This is a genomic window from Aquabacterium sp., from assembly GCF_016234775.1.
In the GTDB taxonomy this organism is placed as follows: domain Bacteria; phylum Pseudomonadota; class Gammaproteobacteria; order Burkholderiales; family Burkholderiaceae_C; genus Aquabacterium.
Genome location: NZ_JACRAH010000030.1, coordinates 1 through 22,100, shown reverse-complemented (window position 1 = coordinate 22,100; position 22,100 = coordinate 1). Strand labels below are relative to the sequence as shown.

Annotated in this window: 21 protein-coding genes and 1 pseudogene; 2 read left to right on the top strand and 20 right to left on the bottom strand. The window is 60.9% G+C overall.

The window, feature by feature from the left end:
• Positions 1-12: 12 nt before the first annotated feature.
• From HY836_RS08585 to HY836_RS08575, 3 genes are all read right to left on the bottom strand, one after another.
• Complete coding sequence (locus HY836_RS08585; RefSeq protein WP_290675480.1) at positions 13-963, bottom strand: hypothetical protein; 951 nt, start codon at positions 961-963, stop codon at positions 13-15.
• 175 nt (positions 964-1,138) lie between these two features.
• Positions 1,139-2,110, bottom strand: coding sequence for an SIR2 family protein (locus tag HY836_RS08580; protein WP_290675478.1), 972 nt, complete (start codon positions 2,108-2,110; stop codon positions 1,139-1,141).
• Positions 2,111-2,618: 508 nt separating this feature from the next.
• Entirely contained in the window at positions 2,619-3,329 is a 711-nt protein-coding gene (locus HY836_RS08575; protein WP_290675476.1) for an energy transducer TonB, read from the bottom strand.
• Positions 3,330-3,486: 157 nt separating this feature from the next.
• Between HY836_RS08575 and HY836_RS08570 the strand changes: the two genes are divergently transcribed.
• Together HY836_RS08570 and HY836_RS08565 are read left to right on the top strand one after the other, a co-directional pair.
• A complete protein-coding gene (locus tag HY836_RS08570) occupies positions 3,487-3,840 on the top strand; it encodes a helix-turn-helix transcriptional regulator (RefSeq protein ID WP_290675474.1) in 354 nt (117 codons plus the stop codon).
• Between the two features lie 18 nt (positions 3,841-3,858).
• Positions 3,859-5,181: a type II toxin-antitoxin system HipA family toxin gene (locus tag HY836_RS08565; protein ID WP_290675472.1), complete on the top strand. Its 1,323-nt coding sequence runs from the start codon at positions 3,859-3,861 to the stop codon at positions 5,179-5,181.
• A 1-nt stretch (position 5,182) separates the two neighbouring features.
• On the opposite strand, the gene HY836_RS08560 is transcribed toward HY836_RS08565, so the two are convergent.
• From HY836_RS08560 to HY836_RS08480, 17 genes and pseudogenes are all read right to left on the bottom strand, one after another.
• Positions 5,183-5,899 (bottom strand): glutathione S-transferase family protein, encoded by a 717-nt coding sequence (locus HY836_RS08560; protein WP_290675470.1) that lies wholly within the window; start codon positions 5,897-5,899, stop codon positions 5,183-5,185.
• Positions 5,900-5,907: 8 nt separating this feature from the next.
• Positions 5,908-6,522: an SDR family oxidoreductase gene (locus tag HY836_RS08555; protein WP_290675468.1), complete on the bottom strand. Its 615-nt coding sequence runs from the start codon at positions 6,520-6,522 to the stop codon at positions 5,908-5,910.
• A gap of 21 nt (positions 6,523-6,543) precedes the next feature.
• Complete coding sequence (locus HY836_RS08550) at positions 6,544-7,323, bottom strand: SDR family NAD(P)-dependent oxidoreductase (RefSeq protein ID WP_290675466.1); 780 nt, start codon at positions 7,321-7,323, stop codon at positions 6,544-6,546.
• Positions 7,324-7,428: 105 nt separating this feature from the next.
• Complete coding sequence (locus tag HY836_RS08545) at positions 7,429-8,577, bottom strand: DUF2235 domain-containing protein (RefSeq protein ID WP_290675464.1); 1,149 nt, start codon at positions 8,575-8,577, stop codon at positions 7,429-7,431.
• A gap of 128 nt (positions 8,578-8,705) precedes the next feature.
• Positions 8,706-9,440: a GDSL-type esterase/lipase family protein gene (locus HY836_RS08540; protein WP_290675462.1), complete on the bottom strand. Its 735-nt coding sequence runs from the start codon at positions 9,438-9,440 to the stop codon at positions 8,706-8,708.
• Positions 9,441-9,444: 4 nt separating this feature from the next.
• Positions 9,445-10,344: a hypothetical protein gene (locus tag HY836_RS08535; protein WP_290675460.1), complete on the bottom strand. Its 900-nt coding sequence runs from the start codon at positions 10,342-10,344 to the stop codon at positions 9,445-9,447.
• Between the two features lie 65 nt (positions 10,345-10,409).
• A complete protein-coding gene (locus tag HY836_RS08530; protein ID WP_290675458.1) occupies positions 10,410-11,621 on the bottom strand; it encodes a glycerophosphodiester phosphodiesterase in 1,212 nt (403 codons plus the stop codon).
• 128 nt (positions 11,622-11,749) lie between these two features.
• Entirely contained in the window at positions 11,750-12,100 is a 351-nt protein-coding gene (locus HY836_RS08525) for a hypothetical protein (protein WP_290675456.1), read from the bottom strand.
• Positions 12,101-12,137: 37 nt separating this feature from the next.
• A complete protein-coding gene (locus HY836_RS08520) occupies positions 12,138-12,764 on the bottom strand; it encodes a hypothetical protein (RefSeq protein ID WP_290675454.1) in 627 nt (208 codons plus the stop codon).
• A 151-nt stretch (positions 12,765-12,915) separates the two neighbouring features.
• Positions 12,916-13,872: a glycosyltransferase family 2 protein gene (locus tag HY836_RS08515; protein ID WP_290675452.1), complete on the bottom strand. Its 957-nt coding sequence runs from the start codon at positions 13,870-13,872 to the stop codon at positions 12,916-12,918.
• 38 nt (positions 13,873-13,910) lie between these two features.
• Positions 13,911-14,435 carry a class I SAM-dependent methyltransferase gene (locus HY836_RS08510; protein WP_290675450.1) on the bottom strand — a complete coding sequence of 175 codons (525 nt, stop codon included), beginning with the start codon at positions 14,433-14,435 and terminating at the stop codon, positions 13,911-13,913.
• Positions 14,436-14,474: 39 nt separating this feature from the next.
• Positions 14,475-15,446 carry a UDP-glucuronic acid decarboxylase family protein gene (locus tag HY836_RS08505; protein ID WP_290675510.1) on the bottom strand — a complete coding sequence of 324 codons (972 nt, stop codon included), beginning with the start codon at positions 15,444-15,446 and terminating at the stop codon, positions 14,475-14,477.
• Between the two features lie 156 nt (positions 15,447-15,602).
• Complete coding sequence (locus tag HY836_RS08500; protein WP_290675448.1) at positions 15,603-17,081, bottom strand: methyltransferase domain-containing protein; 1,479 nt, start codon at positions 17,079-17,081, stop codon at positions 15,603-15,605.
• 11 nt (positions 17,082-17,092) lie between these two features.
• Positions 17,093-18,064: a UDP-glucuronic acid decarboxylase family protein gene (locus tag HY836_RS08495; protein ID WP_290675508.1), complete on the bottom strand. Its 972-nt coding sequence runs from the start codon at positions 18,062-18,064 to the stop codon at positions 17,093-17,095.
• A gap of 213 nt (positions 18,065-18,277) precedes the next feature.
• Positions 18,278-21,505 (bottom strand): heme utilization protein, encoded by a 3,228-nt coding sequence (locus tag HY836_RS18980; protein WP_367114652.1) that lies wholly within the window; start codon positions 21,503-21,505, stop codon positions 18,278-18,280.
• A 27-nt stretch (positions 21,506-21,532) separates the two neighbouring features.
• Positions 21,533-21,820 (bottom strand): annotated as a pseudogene (locus tag HY836_RS18975) (hypothetical protein); the annotation flags it as partial.
• The coding region (locus tag HY836_RS08480) for a hypothetical protein (RefSeq protein ID WP_290675446.1) at positions 21,821-22,100 on the bottom strand (280 nt) is incomplete at its 5' end. It lies immediately after the preceding pseudogene.

Genomic DNA, 22,100 nt, shown 5'->3' with positions numbered 1-22,100 from the left:
TTTGTCCTCTTTTTAGAGAGATGACTTCCATGATTGCCCTTTTATGCCCCATGAAGACATAATATTTCCCGCAATCTCGTCGGCCTCCGCCAGCCACTCTTTGGGAATTGGGTGGCCATTTGGGCCTGGTTGTAGATCTAATTCCATGTTGGAGGATATTGCGCCGGGGCGACCGATGTTCAGCGTTCGCTTTCGTCCTTCGAGAACTATGTCTAGCTTGACGTTGTCGTGTGCGAACGATGGAATGGTGAGAATTTGGCTTGGCTGACTGTTGTTGCTTATAGCGTTTAAAGCCCAGTTGATGTCATCAAACTTTGACTTCCTTTTTGATCTTATGATCAATTCAATTTCCTGAACTTGATCTCTGTCTCGCATTGACAGGACGTCAGCAATATCCTTTGGAATGCTCTTCTTGATTAGGCGGATATTTTTTAGTGAGCCGTTCTTGAGTAGTGTCTCCATGACAACCTTAGGCACCACTCGCTCAATACTTAGGGAGAAATTGTTAAATCTCTGGGAGAAGTGTTGCTGTAGATGGGGGATTGTTATTCCGCGAACACCAAGCGTATTAAATCTCCCCAGCAAGAGAAGGCCTCTCTCTCTTTGGGCTGCATTCGGATCTTTGTTGAAGTAAAAAGAAAAGTAAAATGGGACCATGTCGGCCTCATCTTTCATTCTAATGTGAGTTACCTTCTTTTTTCCCGTGCTGTATATCTCTGATTCGTACCCAAATTGACCTGTTTGATATATTCCGGATACTGATTGCGCGCTTCCGGTGAAGATTTTTGACACCATAAACATCCGTTTTGGATCATTTGTTGATGGTTGGTATTTATCGAGGTTTCCCTTGTAGTAGTTGGTGAGCACGTCGTGCAAATTATTCTTGTGGAAGAAGTTCCAAAGATCTTGCGACTGCTTGTTGCCATCTTTCACTTCTACTAGGTATGGTGCTATTGCAAACATTTTTCGGAGTGATTGTTTTGATATAATGTGAGGTCTATGCGTAACTTACTTGAGGCCTAACGCCCAGGTTAACCGGCGCCGGAGCGCGAAGCGCTCAGGGCGCCAACACTGGTCATAAAAATGCCGAAGGCATGGCCAGTGTTGGAGTCCGCGCTGAATCGATAGTTAGGGCTACTCATAGTTTGCACCATGCTGTGAAGCACAAAATATTGGTCATGTGAATTAGTTTTAATTCTTGCATTCTGAGAATTCTTTGCCAGAATTGACATCGGGTATCGAGGTCCCCGGTGCCACTCCATTCAATAATATAGAGTTGCTTATTTGTGCACTTTTGCGATAGCAGTTCATTTAAGTGACTGTCGGTGCCGGAGTATCCGAAAATTACGATGTACTCCACTTCCTGAATGGCTTCGTTGAGTCGCTTCCAGTATTCGCTGAGGACGCTGGAGCTTTCGATGACGAGTGGCTTGTGGGTTACATGGGTTAGAACTATGTGCGATTTCTCATCAGGCGTGAAAACTGCTCGATCACCCCCCATTAGCTTTTGGTTGCCCACAAATAGGGGTGATCCATGAAGATGTAAATACCAGCCCAGAGATCGAGGCCCACGTATTCTGTTCAGATTGTCCGGATCAAACCCATTGCGATGAAATCCGTCGATTAGTACCCCGTTGTAGCCCTCGAAAATTTCATACCCCTTCAACCCGTCGTAAAGAAGGTTGTCGTAGTTTAGCGTTGCAACGTGTGACTTTGTTGAGCGGAGATAATTCGCTAGACTGCTTCTGAAGTCCAGAGGCAAGGGCGCGTCGTAGCCTTGGTAGTAGGCGGCGACTTCGTGAATGAAGCGCCGAAAGGCCTCCGGAAGTTCGCGCACCTGATCTGTAAGCCACTTGACTTTATCCGTTTCGAACCCTCTAAGGTACTCTGACGCAACTATTGCTACCTGAAGATCATCTAATTGTTCTTCTGTAGATGGATAGGTATCTTCAGTTAGTCCTGGGATGGCAGTCTTTATAAGATCTTTGTGCTCCGCCTTGAAGTACTCTGATCCTGACCACACGCTTGCGAGGCCTGCGCTAATTGGAAAGTAATTACTATCAAGACTCATTCCCAATCCATTGCCGAAGATGATGATTGATCTGCGCATGGATGTATTGCCCTAACGCCATTTTGACGACACATGACTGATCCAGCTATAGCTACTTGTGGCTATGGATGGCCATTTGTGGATAGATGGGTTATTCATGTGTTGCTACATTTTTGTAGACTTGGGCTGGCTGAGGACTTGCTTGCTCTGATCCAGATTGCTCAGTGAAAATTCCGAATCAATTGGCTGAGGAGCGTTGCGGTAGTGTCTAGCTTGCGTAGCCGAGGTGCGGGCATCCGGCAGCAGAAATGTTGATCTAGAAGCTGTGCGCTGTTGCTCATGAATGCTGACTCTTGTCATGGCGCCTAGACTCCCCCCTGAGTACTCTTCGTATCGCCGACCGTTATGTGCGAACGAGGATAAGAGCCCCAAGCACACCTGTCCATCAAGCCAACCTTAAACGTCATGCGTCTGTTGGCCCGCAGTCACGCCAGATCCGGACAAATCATCCGCATCTGCGCTTCATCAATCAGAAATGATCTGCATCCCCCGCGTTGAGGGGGCGGTATTAACGCTTGCCGGGCAGTTCGCGTTTCAGCGCATCCCAATACAAGCCATCAGGCTGGGCCGCACACCGCGCCAGCGCTCGCTCAAACGCCTGTGGATACTCGGCCTTGATCTCAGCTTCTGTGCCCGAAGTCGGGCCAGATCCATCCAAGAGCAGGGTGATTGACAAGTCATAAACCGGCATCTTGCTCAAGGGCAATTCGGCATAGGCCGTCTTGAACCAGGCCAGGTCGGTATTCAATTCACTGCACTTCTTGCTGGGCAGGCTGTCTTCCGAATCCTTGCGGTAAACAACGTCTTGAACGGCCTTGCTGGCCACGGGCTGGCCGTTCGCATCCATCGCAGGCTTGAATCGCCACACGGTAGCAGCTTGCATGGCGGCGCGGTCCAGCGCGGGCGAGCGAGACGAAGTTATCAACTCGATGTCGTCGGTCTGCCCATTCACCTTAATCGTGAACCTGAGCCTCACGAGCCCTTGGTGGCCATCCCGCATCGCTTCTGCCGGGTAGGGCCGAAAGCCGGTGGCCAGTGGCCGGGGCGGCTGTTTGATAGCGACTGATGGGGCGCTGCTGGGCGGTGCCGTTCCTTCTGCGGTCCGCGCAGGGCAAGGGCTCGCCATCGTCAACACCGCCAAGGCAATGAGGCCGGTTGCACGGGAGATGCCGGCGAGCGCCAGGGCCTTGGCCGGGCTGGCGCGCAGTGATCTCGTCATCAGGGTGCTGGGCATCATTGTCTTGGGATTTGTCATGTAATCCACTGGAGTAGATTAAATGTGGAAATCAGCGATATTTCAACCTCTAAAGCGGATGATGTTTGTGTAAATGTATTGAGTCCGCTAAGATGGATGTTAATAGCTTTGGAGTTCATCAATGTCCGCCATTGGGGATCATTTGACAAATGATGAGGTGCTGATCGAGATCGGCGCCCGCCTGCGTGCCCGCCGCCTGGATCGCAACATCTCTGTCGATGCGGTGGCCGAGGCCGTGGGCATCAACCGCAAGACCATCCTGGAGATCGAAAACGGTGGCGACGTGCGGCTGGGCTCCCTCATCAAGCTGCTGCGCTACCTGAACCTGCTGGGCGTGCTGGATGCCGTGCTGCCTGACACCCTGCCGGGCAGCGAGGCCTTCTCGCAACGCGGGCAGGTGAGGCAGCGTGCGGGTGGCGTGCGCAGCAAGCACAAGCTGAGCGCCAAGCCGGCGGCTGCGCCCAAGCAGGCTTGAGTGCATATGGACGCCAATATGGAAGCCGCCAAAAAGCCCCGCCAGCCGCGCAAGCCCAGGCTCGCCCTGGATCTGGTCGCCCAGGCGCATGTGCACCTGTGGGGGCAGCAACTGGGCACGATCACCGAGTACCGCAGCGGGCGGATTGGCTTTTCGTATGCGCCGGGCTACCTCACCGCAGGCGTGTCGATCTCGCCGCGCTTCCTGCCGCTGGCGCCGCGCACCTTCGAGTTCCCGGAGCTGCGTGCGATGGAGGCCTTCATGGGGCTGCCCGGCGTGCTGGCTGACTCGCTGCCAGACACCTTCGGCAACCTGATCATCCGCAGTTATTTCGAAGCGCAGGGCCAGCCAGACAAGGCGCTCAGCCCCGTTCAGCGCCTGCTGTATGTGGGCAACCGCGCCATGGGTGCGCTGGAGTACACGCCGCACTTGCAGCGCAAGACGCCAGAAGACGAGCAGGCGCTGGAGGTGAAAGCCCTGGTTGAATCAGCGCGCAGGCTGATCGAGGGCGATGCGGGCGAAGCCGTTCAGGAGATCATGCGCGTGGGGGGCTCGGCCGGTGGTGCCAGGGCCAAGGCGCTGATCCTGTGGGACCGCGACAAGAAGCGCGTGCGATCGGGCTTTGCGCGAGCCCGCGCGGGCGAGGAGGCCTGGCTCATCAAGTTCGATGGCGTGGGCTCGGCCAATGTGGTGGACAACAAGGCCAAGCCATTCAACCGCATCGAATACACCTACGCGCTGCTGGCCAGGCAGTTGAAGATCGAGATGGCCGATGTGGACTTCCTGGAGGATGCAGACACCGGGATGTTCCACTTCATGACGCACCGCTTTGATCGCCAAGGCGCCACGAAGTACCACATGCACAGCCTGGCAGGCATGACGCATGTGGACTACAACCGCCCGCAGGCTTACAGCTATGAGGCGTGGTTCCGCCTGATTCTGGAACTGAAGCTGGGCTACCCCGCGCTGGAGCAGGCGTACCGGCGCATGCTGTTCAACGTGGTGGGCCGCAACCAGGACGATCACGTCAAGAACTTCGGCTTCTTGATGCGTGATGCCTCATCGGGTTGGGAGCTGGCCCCCGCCTATGACCTGACCTTTGCCGCCGGCAGCAACTACACGCGCATGCACCAGATGCTGATCGCAGGCAAGGGCGACAACTTCACCGCCGAGGAGCTGATCGAGATCGGCGCCAAGTTCGACATCCGCCATCCACGGGCCATCCTGAAAGAAACGATTGAGGTGTTTTCAGACTGGCCGGCCTTGGCGCGCCAATATGGCGTCACCAACGAAGACATCGCCCGTGTGAGCGGCATGCTGCGCACCGATCTGCTGGCCTGAATCACAAGCCGTGTTGCGGCCGCAATGCCGCTATCCACCGCGCCATGTGGGGCCTGCGCAGGATCTCGTCACGCAAGGGGCTGGTGCGCACCACCTCCAGCATCTGGGATCCAACGGCCATGTCGGCCACGGTTTGGGTGGGGCCTACCAGCCAGCCGGTTTCAGCCAGGGTGGTGTCGATGCGGTCCAGGTGGCGCAGGAACTCGGCTTTCACGTTCTCGGGGCTCATGCGGCCCAGGCCTTGGGCTTTGATGCTCATGCTGCCGGCCACCTTGAGCAGCAGCTTGAGCGGTGTGCGTTCCCATGTGGGGCGGCCTTCGCACATCAGGGCAATGAAGTGATCCAGCGCCTTCGGGTCATTGATGCGGAAGTAGCCTTCAAACCAGTAGAGCACCTCGTCGGCCCAGTCTTCCCACAGCTCCACCAGGGCGCGGCTGCGTGGGTCGGCAGGGTAGAGCGCCGGGGTGCCGGGGTAGTGCTCATCCAGAAAGCGGGCAATGCGGGTGCTGTCTTGAACGCGCTGGCCTTTGACATCCAGCACGGGCAGCTTGCCCACCTGGCTCAGGCGCAGCGCCATGATGCCCTTCAGCCCGTTGTAGTTGGCCACCTCGTAGGGCAGGCCCTTGAACTTGAGCATGTGGGCCACCTTGCGGCAAAAGGGCGAGGCCTCCCACTGGTGCAGCACGATGGGGCTTGGTTTGACTGGGGTGGGCGGCATGTGTGGGCTCATGAGGGTGTGTGGCTGGGGCGCAGATCGAGTTCGTGCGTCCAGGTGCTGGGGTCTTGCTGGTGCAGTTGCCAGCAGGCGGCGGCCACGTCTTGGGCTTGGGGGCGGCCGTGGCCTTGCATGTCACCGTGCAGTAGCACGTGGGCCACATGCAGGCCTTTGGGCCCGCCTTCACGTGCCATGGATTGCGCCAGCGAGCGCAGACCGGCGCTGGCCGCACCGTAGGCGGCAGCGCCACTCAGGCGCTCGGCAGCTGAGGCATGCCCCAGAAAGATCACGGTGCCTTGGCCTTGCGGCAGCATGGCCGTCATGGCTTGCTGGCCGATCACCGCGCCGGTGAAGCACACGCTGCGCCAGGCGCTTTCAAAATCGGCAGCGGTGCTGCTCAGCGCAGATCGGTTCAGCAAGGTGCCGCCACCATGCACCACCAGCACGGGCTGGTGCCCGCTTTGGCGTGCGCGCTGGAACACAGCCTCGCTTTGCGCCAGCCCTTCTGTACACAGATGCACGGCCAGGCCGGCTTGTTCGCACTGGCGGGCCAGGGCCTGGGCCACGTCAAGGTGTTGTTCACTGCAAAAGAGCAGCGCGCAGGGTTGTGGGGTCTTTTGGGGCATGGCGGGTGCTGGCGCGTGCGCTCAGAAGGGTTCTTTGAAAGGCCGCAGTTCCAGCTCGTGGCTCCAGGCCCCGCTGGGCTGCTGGTGGATCTGCCAGTAGTTCTCGGCAATCTGCGTGGGGTTCAGCACGCCGTTGCGGCGTTTGACCACCCCCATCACGATGCGGCCCAGGCCACCCAAGGCGCCCTTGGCGCGCTGGCCTTCCACCATGCCGTCAATCACCACATGCGCCACGTGGATGCCCAGTGGCGCCACTTCCAGCGCCAGGCTGCCGGCAAAGGCACGCAGCGCGGCTTTGGCAGACGCAAAGGCGGCAAACAGGGGCTTGCCACGCAGCGAGGCGGTGGCGCCGGTGTAGATCACGGTGCCGCGCTCGTGGGGCAACATCATCCGGGCAGCGGCTTGCCCCACCAGGATGCCGGCCAGGCAGGTCAGGCGCCAGTTGCCTTCGATGTAGCTGGGTGGGGTGCCCAGCCAGCGCCGGGGCATGTTGAGGTAGGCCGCGTTGTAGACCACGGCATCCAGCCGGTGGCCGCTGCGCTGGATCTGCGTGAAGATCGCGTTGACATCGGCCTCGCCACCCAGGCTGTTGACCACCGCCGTGGCCTGGCCACCCTGGCGGCGGATGTGCGCCACCACGGCGTCCAGCTTGGTTTGTGTGCGCCCGACGACGTAGACGTGGCGGCCTTCTTGCGCAAAGCGCACGGCGACCGCACCGCCAATGCCCTCAAGCTCGCCAACGCCCACCACCAGCGCACAAGGTGGCGCCAGTTGGGCTCGGTCAGTTGGTGTTTGCTGCATGCCGTGCACTGTAGGCAGCGGCAGGCGGGCTGACAAACGATGGTTTCTTGAGGGTACTTAAGGCGCGCTAATGCAACAACTTGTGTATCGACTCAGGCGCGAACCTCAGGTTCGCTTCGGCCTGTTGCTCGGCGCGTACTTCTCAGCAGCTTTTTCCGGGTCTGGCTTGACGGCCGGCAGTGCACAACGTTGGCCAATGGCGGGGTCTTCCTTCAGCTTGATGTGCATGCCATCGAACGGGCGGGGCTCGCGCTTGTTGATGTAGACCACGCTCTTCCAGGGCTCGTGCGCGGTGGCGCCGGCGTTGGGTTGGAGGGCTGGCATGTCCAGCTTCACGCCGCAGTCCTTGAGTTTGCCGAGCATCCAGTTCAGGGCGATGTCAGACAGGCCGCTCTCCGGGTAGCCACCCCCTACGTCAGCATGGGCGCCGGGGAAGAGCACCTGCTCGACACGGGGCGAGTCTTCGGTCCACAAGGTGGGGATGAAGGGCGCGCGCCGCTCATCCAGCGACACGGCATGGAAGGCCTTTTGAATCTTGGGGTTGAGCTTCAGATCCGAGAACTGGAAGGCATCGTGCTTGTCGCCATCGCCAAAGATGTCCGGGATGCCCAGGGCACCCACGGTGTCCCAAACGGCGACGGCTGCCAGCGTGTCCACAGGCTGCAGGTCGTGTGCCTCAATGTTGTCATGGGTGATGAAGCCGGGCAGGTCGGCCACGGCGCTCATCAGCCTGGCCAGCGTGTGGGTGGACTTGCGGCCCTCCGCGTAGCGGTACCAGACCTGGGCGGCCCGTCGGTAGGCTTTCTCGCGGTTATCGACGTCCTGGTAGTTGATGTTCTTGAGTACGCCTTGCGAACAGATCAGGCCGGCCAGGGCGCGTGCCGTATAGGCGCCGCGGCTGAAGCCGATGATGAAGATCTGGTCGCCCGGTTCGTAGTTGCGGGAGATGAAGGTGTAGCCCCGCACGATGCGGGCGATGGTGCCGGCACCCGTGGCGCCGCCAAGCAGTTTCTGGATCGGGTTTTTCGAGTCACCCACGCCGTGGATGTACTTGGCAACTTGCTGCACACCCTTGACGGTTTCCAGCACTTTTTCCTGCTCACCCGCATCCAGCAGTGATTTGGTGGACAACCCGCCCGACAAGGCCAGAAAGGTTTTGTACACATTGGTGCAGTCGGGGGTGCCGTCGCGGTTTTCGTCCTGGCCGGGCGAATTCCAAGTGCCATCGGCGCAGAAGATGATGTTCTTTCTCATGCTCGTACTCCTGTTGATCCTGAGAAGACATCACGTGCTGTTTCACTCGCACGCGTGCTGTTTCCAGAATAGGAGCGGCGAGGGCGGCTGTCCATACGCAAGCCACGTTCTAGGGGGGAGCTGTGGTGTCAGTGCGCGGCGGAGGTCAGCGCATGCTTCATGGCCTTGATCCAGGCCAAATACCCTTGCGCGCTAAGGTGCACGCCATCCGGGATGTAGTAAGTGGGCTGGATGCCACCTTGCCCATCAGACATGACTGGCCAGCTATCGAGGTAGGTGCAGCGGGGCCGTTGCGCGCACAACCCTTGGATCGAGAGATTGGTGCGGGCCAGCGCAGTGGCATCCACCAGCCCTGGGGCGACCGGCATGATGGCGTTCCACAGCAGGGGCACATGTGGCGGCAAGGCTTGTACGATCTGGGTGAGGCGTTGCTCGATGCCGACTTCCTCGTGCCGCAGGAAGTCGTTGATGCCGATGGTGAGCACGATGGCCTTTACGCGCGGCAACGAGCCGTAGTTGCCAAGGGCGCCGAGAAGTTGCGCGGTGGTCTGGCCGCTGATGCCGTAGTTGGCACTCAAGGGCACGACAGCCATGTTGGCGAGCCCCTGCGTGATGCTGTCGCCCAGGAAGACGGTGCTGCCTTCGGGCAGTTGGGCATCGATGCTTTTCTGGAAGAACAGCATGGCCTGATGGGATGGCGTGTTGGCCGGTTTCAGGCCCAGTTGGATGCGCACAGGCATGGGCAGGCCGACGCGGGCCAGCATGATGGCGATGGCCAGGTGGAGGACGACGAGGTATGCGATCAACAGGCGCCTGGCCCATGGCCACCGGCCGCTTCTGGAGCTGGTTTGCGTGGTGCTCATCGGCTCAGTTCAGGTATGGCGCTATCTCGAAGCGGCTCTTGCCCAGGGCCAGCCACTGGCGCGCGTCCAGACGGCTTTCTTCAGAACGTCGGGCGTATTCGTCGGCCACTTCTTTTTGATGTTCCGGCGTGATCATGCCGCCGAAGTGCGAGGCGAACAGGTGGGAGAAACAGTCGGCCGCAAAGAGCTCGCGCTGGTGGAGTGTGCTGATTTCTTCGGCGTTGAACAGCCAAGTCACCATGGGGTGAATGTCTTGAAGTGAGGGTGCTACATCGCCTTCAGCCTTGGTGGTAAGCGGCAGCCAGCGGCGCAGCGTCAGGTAAGCGGCCAACACACCCAGGCGGGCTTGCCAGTCTTCAATGCTGGTGGCTTCGCGCATGGCGTTCTGTGCGGCGCTGTCAATCGCGAAGCGGGCGCCTTGATAGATCTCGCGCAGGAGGTCGCGGTCGCCCCGTTTGAAGAGGTACTCGAGCACGGTGAGGGGAAAGTCGGCCACACGCAGCACGGCGCTTTTTTCGCCAGCCGGGCGGTCGGCCTTCATGGCTTGCTGCGCCCCCTGCCATTGGGCTTCGCTCATGGAGAGCTGGATGACGAATCCCAGAATGGGAAGGCCACCCTCACGCCCCTTTGCGCGCAGCCCGGCGGCCAGTGCTTCGCCCACAAAGAGGGCGCCAGCGGCGTTCCAGCCATGCAGCAGGCCAGGCCCGATGAGGCCTTTGGCTTCGACCATGTAGGCGTCGATGGCAGCAGACCAATCCGCCACCTCCGGGGCCTGGCGCAAGGCCATGAACAGGCGTCGGAAAGCGTCGGTCAGTTCGTCCGGTTGAGGATGGTCTTCCAGCTGGATGTAGTTCAGCAGGTCGAAACCCTCGTCACGCGACATGTTGAGATTTTCGGTGCCCATGCGCCTGTCCTTCGTTGCAGTGCAACCGCAAGGTTAACAGGCGCATGGCGCTCCCATGCTCAGCCTCAGTCGTTCTGGGCTTGCTGGTCGATACGAGCCTTGATCCTGGCCAACTCGCGGGCCACCACGGCGGTGTCGGGGAAGTCGGAGAACACGCCGTCGATACCGAGGTCGAAAAACTGCAGGTACTCGTTGATGGGGTTGCCAGCGTAGTCACCAGCCAGACGACGCTGTTCGTTGCGGAAGGTCCAGGTGTGGACTTTCAGCCCGGCGGCGTGGGCGCGCTCGATCAGATCGGTGGGGGCGGCCAACTTGAGCTTGGCTTCGCCGGGGCCGCTGCCGTCCGGGTTGGCAAGCGTGGGTACGATGTAGCGCTTCCAAGGGCCGATGCCGTAGGCGTAGGAGGCCACGTCTTGCAGGCCTTCGTCGGTGGTGAGCCAGCCAAAGGTGCGGGCCAGCAGTTCTGGCTTGCCGGAGGCGGTCCAGTCGTATGGGCGGTCGAAGGGGGCGGTGAAGTCCAAGGTGCCATCAGGGTTCACGTCATTGGCATCCACCAACTGGATCAGGCGCACTTTGGTGAGCTTGCTGAGCGCCTTGAGGTTGCCTTGCTCAAAGGACTGGATGAATACGGGGGCGTGACGGTGGTTCCAGCCCGCCAGGGTCAGGGCAGTGAGCAAACGACCTTCCAGCGGCAGGCCCAATTGCTTGTGGTAGGTGGGGTGCTTGGTTTCCGGGTAGATGCCGATCACGCGGCGCTGCTCAAGGGTCTTGCGCTTGACCAGTGCGATGACTTCTTCCAGTGTGGGGATCTGGAGGTGGCCGTTGAATTGCTGAGGGCGTTCTCCGAAGGCTTGCTTGGCGCGCAGGCGTTTGATTTCGGCGAGCGTGAAGTCAGAGGCGAAGAAGCCTTCTTCTGTTGCGCCATCCACCACGGCTGTGCGCCGGCGTGAGGCGAACTCGGGGTGCTCAGCCACGTCCGTGGTGTTGGTGATATTGGGTTCGTGGCGGGCAATCAGGTGGCCATCTTTGGTGGCGACCAGATCGGGTTCAACGAAGTCTGCGCCCAGTTCGATGGCAAGGGCGTAGCTCTCCAGGGTGTGTTCTGGCAGATAGCCAGACGCGCCACGGTGACCGATGACCAAGGGTTTGGCGGCCTGGTGGCGGGCGCCGTGCTCGAAGCCAAGGCCTTTGACGGCGTCGAGTTCGTGCGCATGGCCTGGCGTGGCGATGAACAGCGCTGCAGACAGGGCCAGCAGCTTGCTTAGCGGGTGCGACATGTTGGGGTCTCCTCGTTGGTGAAGCATGTGAGCCCTACCTTACGAGGGGGAGATGACGTTGTGCTGACAGCCCCCTGCCGAAGGGGCCATGTCGAGGCCTTGCTGCCGGGTATTGCAGCAGCCGGCAATCAGATCACCGTCCAACCCAGCGCAGTCTGGATGGCCGTGCGAAACACTTTGGCAATGGCGTTCCAGATGTCTTCGGCCAGTTGCATGCCGACAACCGCAATGGAGCGAATGCGCATTCTGGCCACGATCTTCTGGTCCTCCATGAAGATGGCGGCATCCTTTTCATTGAACTCGCCGGAGAGCTTTCTTTTCGCGATGACCTGAACGTCTGCTTTGAGGCTGTCGGTGATGTTCTTGATGATGTCGTTCAGGCTGTTCCAGATCGTTGCATTGGCCGCTGCAATTTTGGCTTCTGCGATCGCGTTCTTGGCAACTTGCCCGAAGTCAACGCCGTTGATGACTTGGCCCATGTGTTGGCTCCCGTTTTGAGTGCTTCAGTTTGGCGGCTTATTTCTTCTTGGCCAGTTCGGCCTTTTCGATGGCCAGAACCGCCGCAAAGAGCGTGGCACGACGGAGTTCCCAGTTGCTGCGTTTGAGAATGCCGGTTGATTCCGTGACGTCCAGGTCTGCGTGTTGTTCGTGCCATTTCAGCAGCAGGCATTTGAGATCAAGGTAGTTGCGCACGGTCAGCCCGGTGCTCAGGGTGCCCAGTTCGGCGTCCACATCAGGGCAGGCGTTGGGAATGTGTTTCTCGATCAGTTCTTCAACCTTGCTCTCCAGAGATTGACCAGTGGCCGATACCTGTTGGCTGCGACTGAGCGCACGCAGGATCAGGGCATCACTGTCGCTGCCAAGTTCGGCGTAGCGCGCCTCGAACTGGGCGACATGTGCCGGGTGCGTGGTCGGTTTGTCCTTGAAGGCGGCGCGGTCATGGTCCGTTCGGGGGCTTTTGGCGATCCCGTCATTGACCATGGCCGAAGCCTTTTTGAACAGGCTTTGGGTGTCGTTCAGCAAGACTTCGTCATATGGCTGAACCAGTGTGGTGGTACAGCCCCCGAGGTTCAGCAGGGCGCCAAGGACGATGGCGGCACCCATGAACAGTCGGCCCACTTTTTGCGGCATGGTTTGCTGCATGAACACGCTCCCGATGCGTTGGTGTCGATTTGTGCAGCAGCCAGACTATCGCGCCTTGATGTCGATCGCGTTATTCCCTGATCATTCAAGTTGGGGGTGGTGAGCTCAGCCGTGAGGTGGTAGCGGCCACAACATGAGGCAATGGGTGCCGTCAGGCCTCTTCATCCTTGATGCCACGCGTGGCGCGGATCTCGCCACACAGGCTGGCGGCGAACTGGTCGAACTTCATCAGGATGTTGATGCGCGACAGGTCAGCAAACAGGATCTGGTCATCGGGGTTGCCAACGCGGGGGGCGGTTTCGTCGATGGCGGAGTGATCGCAGTCTTGCGACAGGTCGCCTGCGTACAGGAAGGCCATGGCCAGCATCTCTGAGTGGGGCAGTCGGTAGTTGGCCGCACGGATCTTCTCAGCCATGTGGTCCCAGTGGGCTGTCTGGGTCTTGCTGCGGCCTACCTTGATGGACAGGCGGCGCGCCCCAATCAGGGATTTGGCGGTGATCTGGTCCACCGAGCGCACGGGCACGTGTTGCAGCACGGGCGTGATCACGGGGCCTTGCAGCCATTGGTTGTTGACCGAGATGAAGTGGCTGCCTTCGGCAATGATGCAGGTTTTGCCGGGTTCATTGGGGATGACGACCTTGTAGAACTGTTCGGGCTCCTTGGCGCGCTTGCGGAAGACGTCGTACAGCGGCGCCTTGCTGCCGTAGTAGTCGCCACCGGTGGGCACGTAGGTGACCCAGGCCATCAGGCCGCAGCCGTCCTTGGGGACTTGCTCATCCAGCGCCTGGCGAAAGTCCTGGCCGTTGGGCGTGTGGATGAACTCGTCGGCGTCCAGCGGCACGATGTAGTCGTAGTCGTTGGTCGCTGCAACCTGGCGGCACAGCGTGGTCAGCATGATCGCCTGCTGGAAATCAGACGATTCGTGCTTGTAGATGGTCAGCGGGAAGCCTTGAGCCTTGAGCCGCAGCAGGATCTCCTGCGTGCCATCCTTGCTGTCGTGGTCGATCACGTAGATGTGGTCTACACAACGGCTGTTGATGCGGACGAAGAGTTCGATGATGTCGCACTCGTCCTTGATCATCGTGATGGCGGCGACCTTGGTGCTCATGGCTTGCTCCTGTGCTGTTCTCAGACCGATCAGTCAGATCAGGCGTGTTCGGCTGGGGCTGCAGCAGCTGGCTCGGGCACTTCCACCTTGCGCATGATCGACAGCAAGTGGGGGCCACGCCATTCCTGGCTCAGGATCTGGAAGGCACCCTTGAAGCCGTAGGCGGTGGCCCAGCGGTTCACGTTGTCGAAGTAGGCGGGGAAGGTTTCGTCCGTGATGATGTTGACGTGGGTCGGGTCACGGAAGGCGGCCGGGTTGGGGTAGGCCGGTGTGAAGGACATGAAGAGGCCACCCGGTTTCAGCACGCGCCAGACTTCGTTCATCACTTCCACAAAGGCATTGCGGCGCTGTGGGCAGTAGATGAGGCGGGGGATGTGCTCCAGGAAGTCGTGCGCAGTCACGAAATCGAAGGCATCTTCAGGGAAGGGGATGGGGTCGACCACCAGGTCGGCACGGAAGATGCCGTGGTCGATGTCGTCACGCACGTCGATGCCGTACACCTCGGTGGCGTTGAAGGGGTTCTTGGGCTTGGGGCCGCAGCCGATGTCCAGTGCTTTGGTCATGGGGATCTACCTGTAGATGGGGTTGAACGCGGGCGGCTGTCAGGCCAGGGCGATCTGCTCGACGGTGAGCAGCTTCTCGAAGTAGGCGATGGTCTTGCCCAGGCCTTCTTCGAGCTGTGTGGTGGGCTGCCAGCCCAGCAGGGTCTTGGCGCGGGTGATGTCCGGGCAACGCTGCATGGGGTCGTCGTGAGGCAGGGGCTTGTAGACGATGGTCGAGCTGGAGCCGGTCATGTCGATGATCTTTTCGGCCAGTTCGCGCACGGTGGTTTCGACCGGGTTGCCGATGTTGATCGGGCCGGTGATGTCGTCGGGGCTGTTCATCAGGCGCAGGGCACCGTCAATGAGGTCATCCACATAGCCGAAGGCGCGTGTCTGCATGCCGTCGCCATACAGAGTGATGGGCTTGCCGCTCAGTGCCTGCACGATGAAGTTGGACACCACGCGGCCGTCATTGGGGTGCATGCGGGGGCCGTAGGTGTTGAAGATGCGCATGACCTTGATGCGCAGCTTGTGCTGGCGGTGATAGTCGAAGAACAGGGTTTCGGCGCAGCGCTTGCCTTCGTCATAGCAGGAGCGGATGCCCATGGGGTTCACGTGGCCCCAGTAGTCCTCAGTTTGAGGGTGCACCTGTGGGTCGCCATACACCTCGGAGGTGGAGGCCTGCAGGATCTTGGCTTTGAGGCGCTTGGCCAGGCCGAGCATGTTGATGGCGCCGTGCACGCTGGTCTTGGTGGTCTGCACCGGGTCGTGCTGGTAGTGGATGGGCGAGGCCGGGCAGGCCAGGTTGTAGATCTCGTCGACTTCCACATGCAGGGGGAAGGTCACGTCATGGCGTTGGAACTCGAACCGGGGATGATCTAGCAGGTGCTCGATGTTGCGGCGTGAGCCGGTGAACAGGTTGTCCACGCAGACGACTTCATGGCCTTGCTCCAGGAGGCGGTCGCACAGGTGCGAGCCCAGGAAGCCGGCGCCGCCGGTAACGAGACAGGTCTTGCTGGTGCCCAGTCGCATGCTCATGCGGTTTCTCCTTGGAAGAGGACGGTCAGGTTGTGCAGTGGTTCACATGGTCGCGCGCCCACCCGCCCGGCTTTAGCGAGAAAAACCGGGGGGTTACAGCGTTTATTGCGGTTTGGTGGCGCGCCCGGGGCGAGGCCCCTGAACCTGGCGCTACCAGGTGCGGGTGCGCTTGAGGTGCGGGTTGCCCTCGAACTGCCGGAAGGTCCAACCCTCCACACCCTGGGTGAAGCGGTCGATGGTGGCCTGGTCGGGCTTTTCCTTGAAGATCACCGTCAGCAGCACGTTGGGCTTGATCAGCATCTGCTTGGCTTTGAGCTCGGCATCGGCGGTTTCGGCCTTGAGGCGCTCGAACAGGGGCTCGCCATCCTTGGCCTGGACGTATTCCACGCCCGGCAGGTAGACGTCGCAGATATTTTTGTAAGCCACGGCTGGCAGATCCAGGCCCCAGCAAACCTTGTTGATCTCGCGGCGCGACAGGGCGTAGACGAAGTTGCCCACGGCTTCGTAGCTGGGCTGATCTTCGCCGGGGATGACGGGAGGATCCGCGTACTTGTCTTGCGGCTCGATCAGCACCACGCCCTTGCGGGCCACGCGCAGCATCTCGTACAGGGCGATGGCGGGGCGAGGGAAGTGGTGATAGGCCTCTTTGCACAGCACGAAGTCGAATTCGTTGTCGGCAAAGCTGAGTTTTTCGGCGTTCTCTTCGGAGTAGGCGGGGATCAGGCCGCGCTCCTTGGCTTCTGCGAGGAAGGTGCCGGAGATGTTGGTGGGCAGCACGCTCTTGTAGCCACGGCGCATCATGCGGATGGCGTCCAGGCCGTAGTGGCCGTCACCGACGGTGAGCCACTTGTCGTTGTGCGTGTGGCTCAGGCAGTGGAACAGCGGCTCCATCATGCGCTCGTGGCGCCAGAAGTCGGCCGTGTCCTCGCTGAACCAGGATTCATGCATGCGGCGGGTCTCAGGATCCAGCGCATGGCTGCCTTCGTCGTGATAGAGCTTGTAGTTCCACTCTTCCACGGAGCCGGCCTTGGGTTTGTCGCCTGAGGCCGACGTTGCCGATGTGGTCGGGGCGGCTGCAGCAGCAGGGGCCGGCGGCGTGTGCATGGACACGTCGGGGATGGCCTCTGTCTGGGGCGTATCCGGTGCGGCCACCTTGCGCATGATGGTCATGAGGTGCGGGCCGCGCCATTCCTGGCTGATGATCTGGAATGCACCCTTGAAGCCATAGACCGACGCCCAGCGGTTGACGTTGTCAAAGTAGGCGGGGAAGGTCTCGTCCGTGATGATGTTGACGTGAGTCGGGTCACGGAAGGCGGCCGGGTTGGGGTAGGCCGGCGTGAAGGACATGAACAGGCCATCGGGTTCCAGCACGCGCCAGACCTCGTTCATCACTTCCACAAACGCATTGCGGCGCTGTGGGCAGTAGATGAGGCGGGGAATGTGCTCCAGGAAATCGTGGGCCGTCACGAAGTTGAAGCTGTTGTCAGGGAAGGGAATCGGGTCCACCACCAGATCGGCGCGGAAGATGCCACGGTCGATGTCATCGCGCACGTCGATGCCGTACACCTCGGTGGCGTTGAAGGGGTTCTTCGGTTTGGGGCCGCAGCCGATGTCCAGTGCTTTGGTCATGGTGGTCTACCTCAGGCGATTTCGATCTTTTCGACCTTGAGCAGGTGCTCGAAGTAGGCAATCGTCTTGGCCAGGCCTTGCTCCAGCTGGGTGTTGGGCTGCCAGCCCAGCAGGGTCTTGGCACGGGTGATGTCCGGGCAGCGCTGCATGGGGTCGTCGTGGGGCAGGGGCTTGTAGACGATGGGCGAACTCGAACCCGTCATGTCGATGACTTTTTCAGCCAGGGCACGCACGGTGGTCTCCACCGGGTTGCCGATGTTGATCGGCCCGGTGATGTCGTCAGGGCTGTTCATCAGCCGCAGGGCACCGTCGATGAGGTCGTCCACATAGCCGAAGGAGCGGGTCTGGGTGCCTTCGCCGTACAGGGTGATGGGCTTGCCGGTCAGCGCCTGCACGATGAAGTTGGACACCACGCGGCCGTCGTTGGGATGCATGCGGGGGCCGTAGGTGTTGAAGATGCGCATGACCTTGATGCGCAGTTTGTGCTGGCGGTGGTAATCGAAGAACAGCGTTTCGGCGCAGCGCTTGCCTTCGTCATAGCAGGAGCGGTAACCGATGGGGTTCACATGGCCCCAGTACTCTTCGGGCTGCGGGTGGATCTGCGGGTCGCCATAGACCTCGGAGGTCGATGCCTGCAGGATCTTGGCGCGCACGCGCTTGGCCAGGCCGAGCATGTTGATGGCACCGTGCACGCTGGTCTTGGTGGTCTGGACCGGATCGTGCTGGTAGTGAATGGGCGAGGCCGGGCAGGCGAAGTTGTAGATCTCGTCAACCTCGATGTAGAGCGGGAAGGTCACATCGTGACGCTGGAACTCGAACCTGGGGTGGTCCATCAGGTGTTCGATGTTGCGGCGAGAACCGGTGAACAGGTTGTCCACGCAGACGACTTCATGGCCTTGTTCCAGCAGGCGTTCGCACAGGTGTGAACCCAGGAAGCCGGCGCCGCCGGTAACGAGACAGGTTTTGCTGGTGCCCAGTCGCATGCTCATGCGGTTCTCCTTGACGAGACAGCCCGGCGGAACCATTCCGCACGAGGCAGTTCAGCAATGGTGATCCTGCAAGCGGCGCTCATAAGCTTGAAAAAGCGGGGCATCCGTGCACATTTGCACGGTTTGCGCGAGCGCGCACGCCCCTCTGCCGGGGTAGGGGCCGAGGGGCTTCCCCAGGTCAGGGCCTGGGAGGCTGAAAGGTGGGGTTTAGATCAGCGGTGTGGTCTTGTTCGGGTCTTCCGTGAGTTGGGTGTGGTCCACCTGTGCCAGATGGAGGTCGCCTGGCGGCACGGCTGGTGCGGCCGTGATCGAGGTGTTTGGTTTGATGTTGCTGGCGAGCAGGTCTTCGGCCCTGGGGGCCAGCAAGTCGCTGACATGCAGGTCCAGCGTGGGCGCTGCAAGGTCGGTAGTGGGGGGCGTTTGATCCTTGGCGAACCAGACGTCCGCCATGGCATGCGAATGGCCATCACTCGTTCTGTAGTCCGACACCAGGCCCAGCAAGTTGCCGTTGTTGATGTCGGTACCGGCTCGCGCCTGCAGATTGAGTTCGATGATGCCCAGACCGGCCAGATCGCGCAGCTCGCTCGCTTGCGAGGTGCCGTCGCTGTTGGCATCGACCCAGATCCTGAGTTCATCGAAGCGCAGATCGCTGGCGCTGAGCTTGCCATCGTGGTTGCTGTCCTCGGCGCGCATGGCGGTGTAGCCGTCACCCGCGCGGTGGCCCTCCACCACGGTGGCGGTGCCGAACAGTTCCTTGCCATCGTTGATCTGGCCGTCGCCATTGCGGTCCATCACCAGCAGGCCATCGGTCGGTGCAACCCAGCCGACAAGGTGTTCGATGCCCGTGCCCATCAGGTCGAAGTTGACGCCGCGGGCGGCTGACAGCGTTTGAACACCATCGCCATTGAGGTCCAGCACGATGGGGGAAACGGCGGTCAGGGCGGCAGATTGCTCGGTGTTGAGGGCATCCAGCTGAGGCTGCGTGAGCGCCGTGCTTTGCGCCATGTTGAAGGCGGCCAGATCCGTGGTCTCGAACACGGCCATCTGCTCGGCGGTGAAGGCCTGGATCTGGTTGGTGTCCAAGGCCTGGATGTGGTCGACGCTGAGGGCGATGATGTCCAGCGTGTTGAAGGCGGCGATATGGGCGGTGTCCAGTGCCAGGATCTGGGCTGTGGTCATCGCGACAATGTCTGCGGTCGTCATGGCCGAGATTGCGTCGATTGACAAGGCGGTGAACTGGGTGGTGCTCAGTGCCTGCAGGTCATCCGTCTCCATGGCGACCATGTGGCTGGCCGTGAGGTGCGCGATTTGATCGGTCGTGAGCGCGGCGAACTGGTCGGTGTTCAGGGCCACGATCTGATCGGTGCGCAGCGCCTGGAAGGCCTCGGTGTTGATCGCCTGGACCTGGACTGTGTCCATGATCTGGATGTCGGCCGTGTTCAGTGCCGTGATCTGTTCCGAGGTGAGCGCAAAGACTTGGGCCGTGGAGAAAGCGACGATGTCATTGGTCTCCAAAGCGCCCAATTGGGCGGTGTTCAGGTGCTGGAGCTGGTCGGTGGTCAATGCCGAGATCTGATCGGTGCCCAGATTGAGAATCTGGTCGGTGGTCAACGCCGCGATCGCGTCGTTACTCAGGTTGCGAACAGCCGCCGTGCTCAAGGCCGCGATGTCGGTGGTTTCAATGGCGGCTGCCTGAGCGGTGTTGAGTGCAGCAGCCTGGGCCGTGTTCAAAGCCTCGATCTGGGCAGACGTCAGGTTGGCGATCTGGCTGGTGCTCAAGCCAGAGATCGCGTCGGTGTTCAAGGCCCGAACGGCGCCGACGCTGAGTTCTGCCAGGTCGGTGGTTTCAATGGCGCCCGCCTGGGTGGCGTTGAGCACGGCTGCTTGCGCGGTGTTCAGGATGGCCAGATCGGTGCTTTCCAGCGCGACCACCTGGGTGCTGGTCAAGGCCTCGATCTGGGTGCTGTAGAGCGCGGCAACCTGTTCTGTGGTCAGAGCCTGGATCTGGAGGGTGTCCAGCGCGGCCACAGCTGCGGTTGACAAGGTGCGCAGGGCGGTGGTGCTCAGGGCGCTGAGGTCGCTGGTTTCAATGGCCGCGGCCTGCGCGGTGTCTAGCACGGCCGTCTGGGCGGTGTTCAAGGCAGCTACATCGGCGCTGTTGAGGGCGACGATCTGGCTGGTGGTCAGTGCCAGCGCCTGCTCGGTGTTCAGGCCTGCAATCTGGGCGGTCGTGAGGGCAGCGATCTGGTCCGTGCCCAGCGCGGCCACTGCGGCGGTGGTGAGTGTGCGAATGGCCGAGGTGCTCAGGGCGTCGATGTTGGACGTCTGGATGGCGACGGCCTGCGCGGTGTTGAACTCGGCTGTTTGTGCGGTGTTGAGCGCCGCCAAGTGGGCTGAGTTCAGGTTGACGATCTGATCCGTTGTCAGGCCGTGGATGGCTTCGGTGTTGATCGCCTTGATGGCCAGGGTGCTCAAGGCGCCGATATCGGTGGTCTCGATGGCGCCGATCTGGGCACTGTCAAGCGCAGCCACCTGGGCCGAGTTGAACACGGCGAAGTCCGTGCTTTGCAGGGCGGCAATTTGCGCGATGGTCAGCGTGCTGGTCTGGGTGGTGGTGAAGGCGGCGGTCTGCGCCGTGGTCAGTGCCTGGATCTGCTCGGTCGTGAGCGCACTGCTGGCGTCCGTGCTCAAGGCGCGGACGTTGCTGGTGTTCAGTGCGCTGATGTCGGTGGTCTCGATGGCGGCGGCCTGGGCCGCGCTGAACACGGCCACTTGCGCGGTGTTCAGGGCGGCCAGATCGGTGCTTTCCAGGGCTGCAACCTGGGCTGTGGTCAGTGCTTCAGCCTGGTTGCTGTTGAGCGCGGCCACCTGGGTGGTTGTGAGCGCGGCGATCTGATCCGTACCCAGGGCGGCGATGGCGGCCGTGCTCAACGTGCGCATGGCGGCGGTGCTGACGGCGCTGATGTCGCTGGTCTGGATGGCGGCTGCCTGGGCAGTGCTGAATTCGGCCGTCTGAGCGGTGTTCAGGGCCCCCAGTTGCGCAGAAGTCAGGTTGACGATCTGATCCGTGCTCAGGCCGTAGATGGCCTCGGTGTTCAGCGCCTTGATGGCCGTGGTGCTCAGGGCGCTGATGTCGGTGGTCTCGATGGCGGCGATCTGTGCGCTGTCAAGCACCGCGACCTGAGCCGAGTTGAGGTTGGCGAAGTCCGTGCTTTGCAGGGCCGCGATCTGGGCGGTGGTCAGCACGCTGGTTTGCGTCGAGAGCAGCGTGGCGGTCTGAGCGGTGGTGAGGGCCTGGATCTGGTCGGTGGTCAGCGCGTTGATGGCTTCTGTCGTCAAGGCGCGGATGTTGGTCGAGGTCAGCGCGCTGATGTCGCCCGTTTCAATGGCCGCCGCTTGAGCGCCGCTTAAAACCGCGACCTGGGCGGTGTTCAAAGCGGCCAGATCGGTGCTTTGCAGGGCGATGATCTGGGCCGATGTGAGGGCCTGGGCTTGTTCTGAGTTAAGGCCAGCCACCTGAGCGGTGGTGAGTGCGGCGATCTGGTCCGTGCTCAGTGACGCGATGGCGGCGGTGCTCAGCGTGCGCACGGCGGCAGTGCTCATGGCGCTGATGTCCGTCGTCTGAATGGCCTTCGCCTGCGCAGTACTGAACTCGGCTGTCTGGGCAGTGTTCAGCGCGCCAATTTGGGCAGAAGTCAGGTTGGCGATCTGATCGGTGCTCAGGCCGTAGACGGCCTCGGTGTTCATCGCCTAGAAGGCGGTGGTGGTCAGCGCGCTGATGTCGGCCGTTTCGATGGCGGCGACTTGGGCGCTGTCCAGAACGGCGACCTGGGCGGAGCTCAGGTTGGCCAGATCGGTGCTTTGCAAGGCGGCGATCTGGGCGACGGTCAGCACATCGGCCTGGGTGGTGAGCAAGGCGGCCGTTTGTGCGGTGGTCAGGGCCTGGATCTGATCGGTGCTCAGGGCTGCGATGGCGGCCGTGCTCAGGACGCGGATATTGGTGCTGGTCAGCGCGCTGATGTCAGCGGTT

Bases quoted from the DNA above. Each gene is read 5' to 3' on its own strand.
- HY836_RS08530 (WP_290675458.1), bottom strand. From the start codon at position 11,621: ATGTCGCACCCGCTAAGCAAGCTGCTGGCCCTGTCTGCAGCGCTGTTC.
- HY836_RS08565 (WP_290675472.1), top strand. From the start codon at position 3,859: ATGGAAGCCGCCAAAAAGCCCCGCCAGCCGCGCAAGCCCAGGCTCGCC.
- HY836_RS08570 (WP_290675474.1), top strand. From the start codon at position 3,487: ATGTCCGCCATTGGGGATCATTTGACAAATGATGAGGTGCTGATCGAG.
- HY836_RS08495 (WP_290675508.1), bottom strand. From the start codon at position 18,064: ATGCGACTGGGCACCAGCAAAACCTGTCTCGTTACCGGCGGCGCCGGC.
- HY836_RS08555 (WP_290675468.1), bottom strand. From the start codon at position 6,522: ATGCCCCAAAAGACCCCACAACCCTGCGCGCTGCTCTTTTGCAGTGAA.
- HY836_RS08515 (WP_290675452.1), bottom strand. From the start codon at position 13,872: ATGAGCACCAAGGTCGCCGCCATCACGATGATCAAGGACGAGTGCGAC.
- HY836_RS08585 (WP_290675480.1), bottom strand. From the start codon at position 963: ATGTTTGCAATAGCACCATACCTAGTAGAAGTGAAAGATGGCAACAAG.
- HY836_RS08540 (WP_290675462.1), bottom strand. From the start codon at position 9,440: ATGAGCACCACGCAAACCAGCTCCAGAAGCGGCCGGTGGCCATGGGCC.
- HY836_RS08500 (WP_290675448.1), bottom strand. From the start codon at position 17,081: ATGACCAAAGCACTGGACATCGGCTGCGGCCCCAAACCGAAGAACCCC.
- HY836_RS08525 (WP_290675456.1), bottom strand. From the start codon at position 12,100: ATGGGCCAAGTCATCAACGGCGTTGACTTCGGGCAAGTTGCCAAGAAC.
- HY836_RS08505 (WP_290675510.1), bottom strand. From the start codon at position 15,446: ATGCGACTGGGCACCAGCAAGACCTGTCTCGTTACCGGCGGCGCCGGC.
- HY836_RS08535 (WP_290675460.1), bottom strand. From the start codon at position 10,344: ATGGGCACCGAAAATCTCAACATGTCGCGTGACGAGGGTTTCGACCTG.
- HY836_RS08520 (WP_290675454.1), bottom strand. From the start codon at position 12,764: ATGCAGCAAACCATGCCGCAAAAAGTGGGCCGACTGTTCATGGGTGCC.
- HY836_RS08580 (WP_290675478.1), bottom strand. From the start codon at position 2,110: ATGCGCAGATCAATCATCATCTTCGGCAATGGATTGGGAATGAGTCTT.
- HY836_RS08550 (WP_290675466.1), bottom strand. From the start codon at position 7,323: ATGCAGCAAACACCAACTGACCGAGCCCAACTGGCGCCACCTTGTGCG.
- HY836_RS08545 (WP_290675464.1), bottom strand. From the start codon at position 8,577: ATGAGAAAGAACATCATCTTCTGCGCCGATGGCACTTGGAATTCGCCC.
- HY836_RS08560 (WP_290675470.1), bottom strand. From the start codon at position 5,899: ATGCCGCCCACCCCAGTCAAACCAAGCCCCATCGTGCTGCACCAGTGG.
- HY836_RS08510 (WP_290675450.1), bottom strand. From the start codon at position 14,435: ATGACCAAAGCACTGGACATCGGCTGCGGCCCCAAGCCCAAGAACCCC.
- HY836_RS08575 (WP_290675476.1), bottom strand. From the start codon at position 3,329: ATGACGAGATCACTGCGCGCCAGCCCGGCCAAGGCCCTGGCGCTCGCC.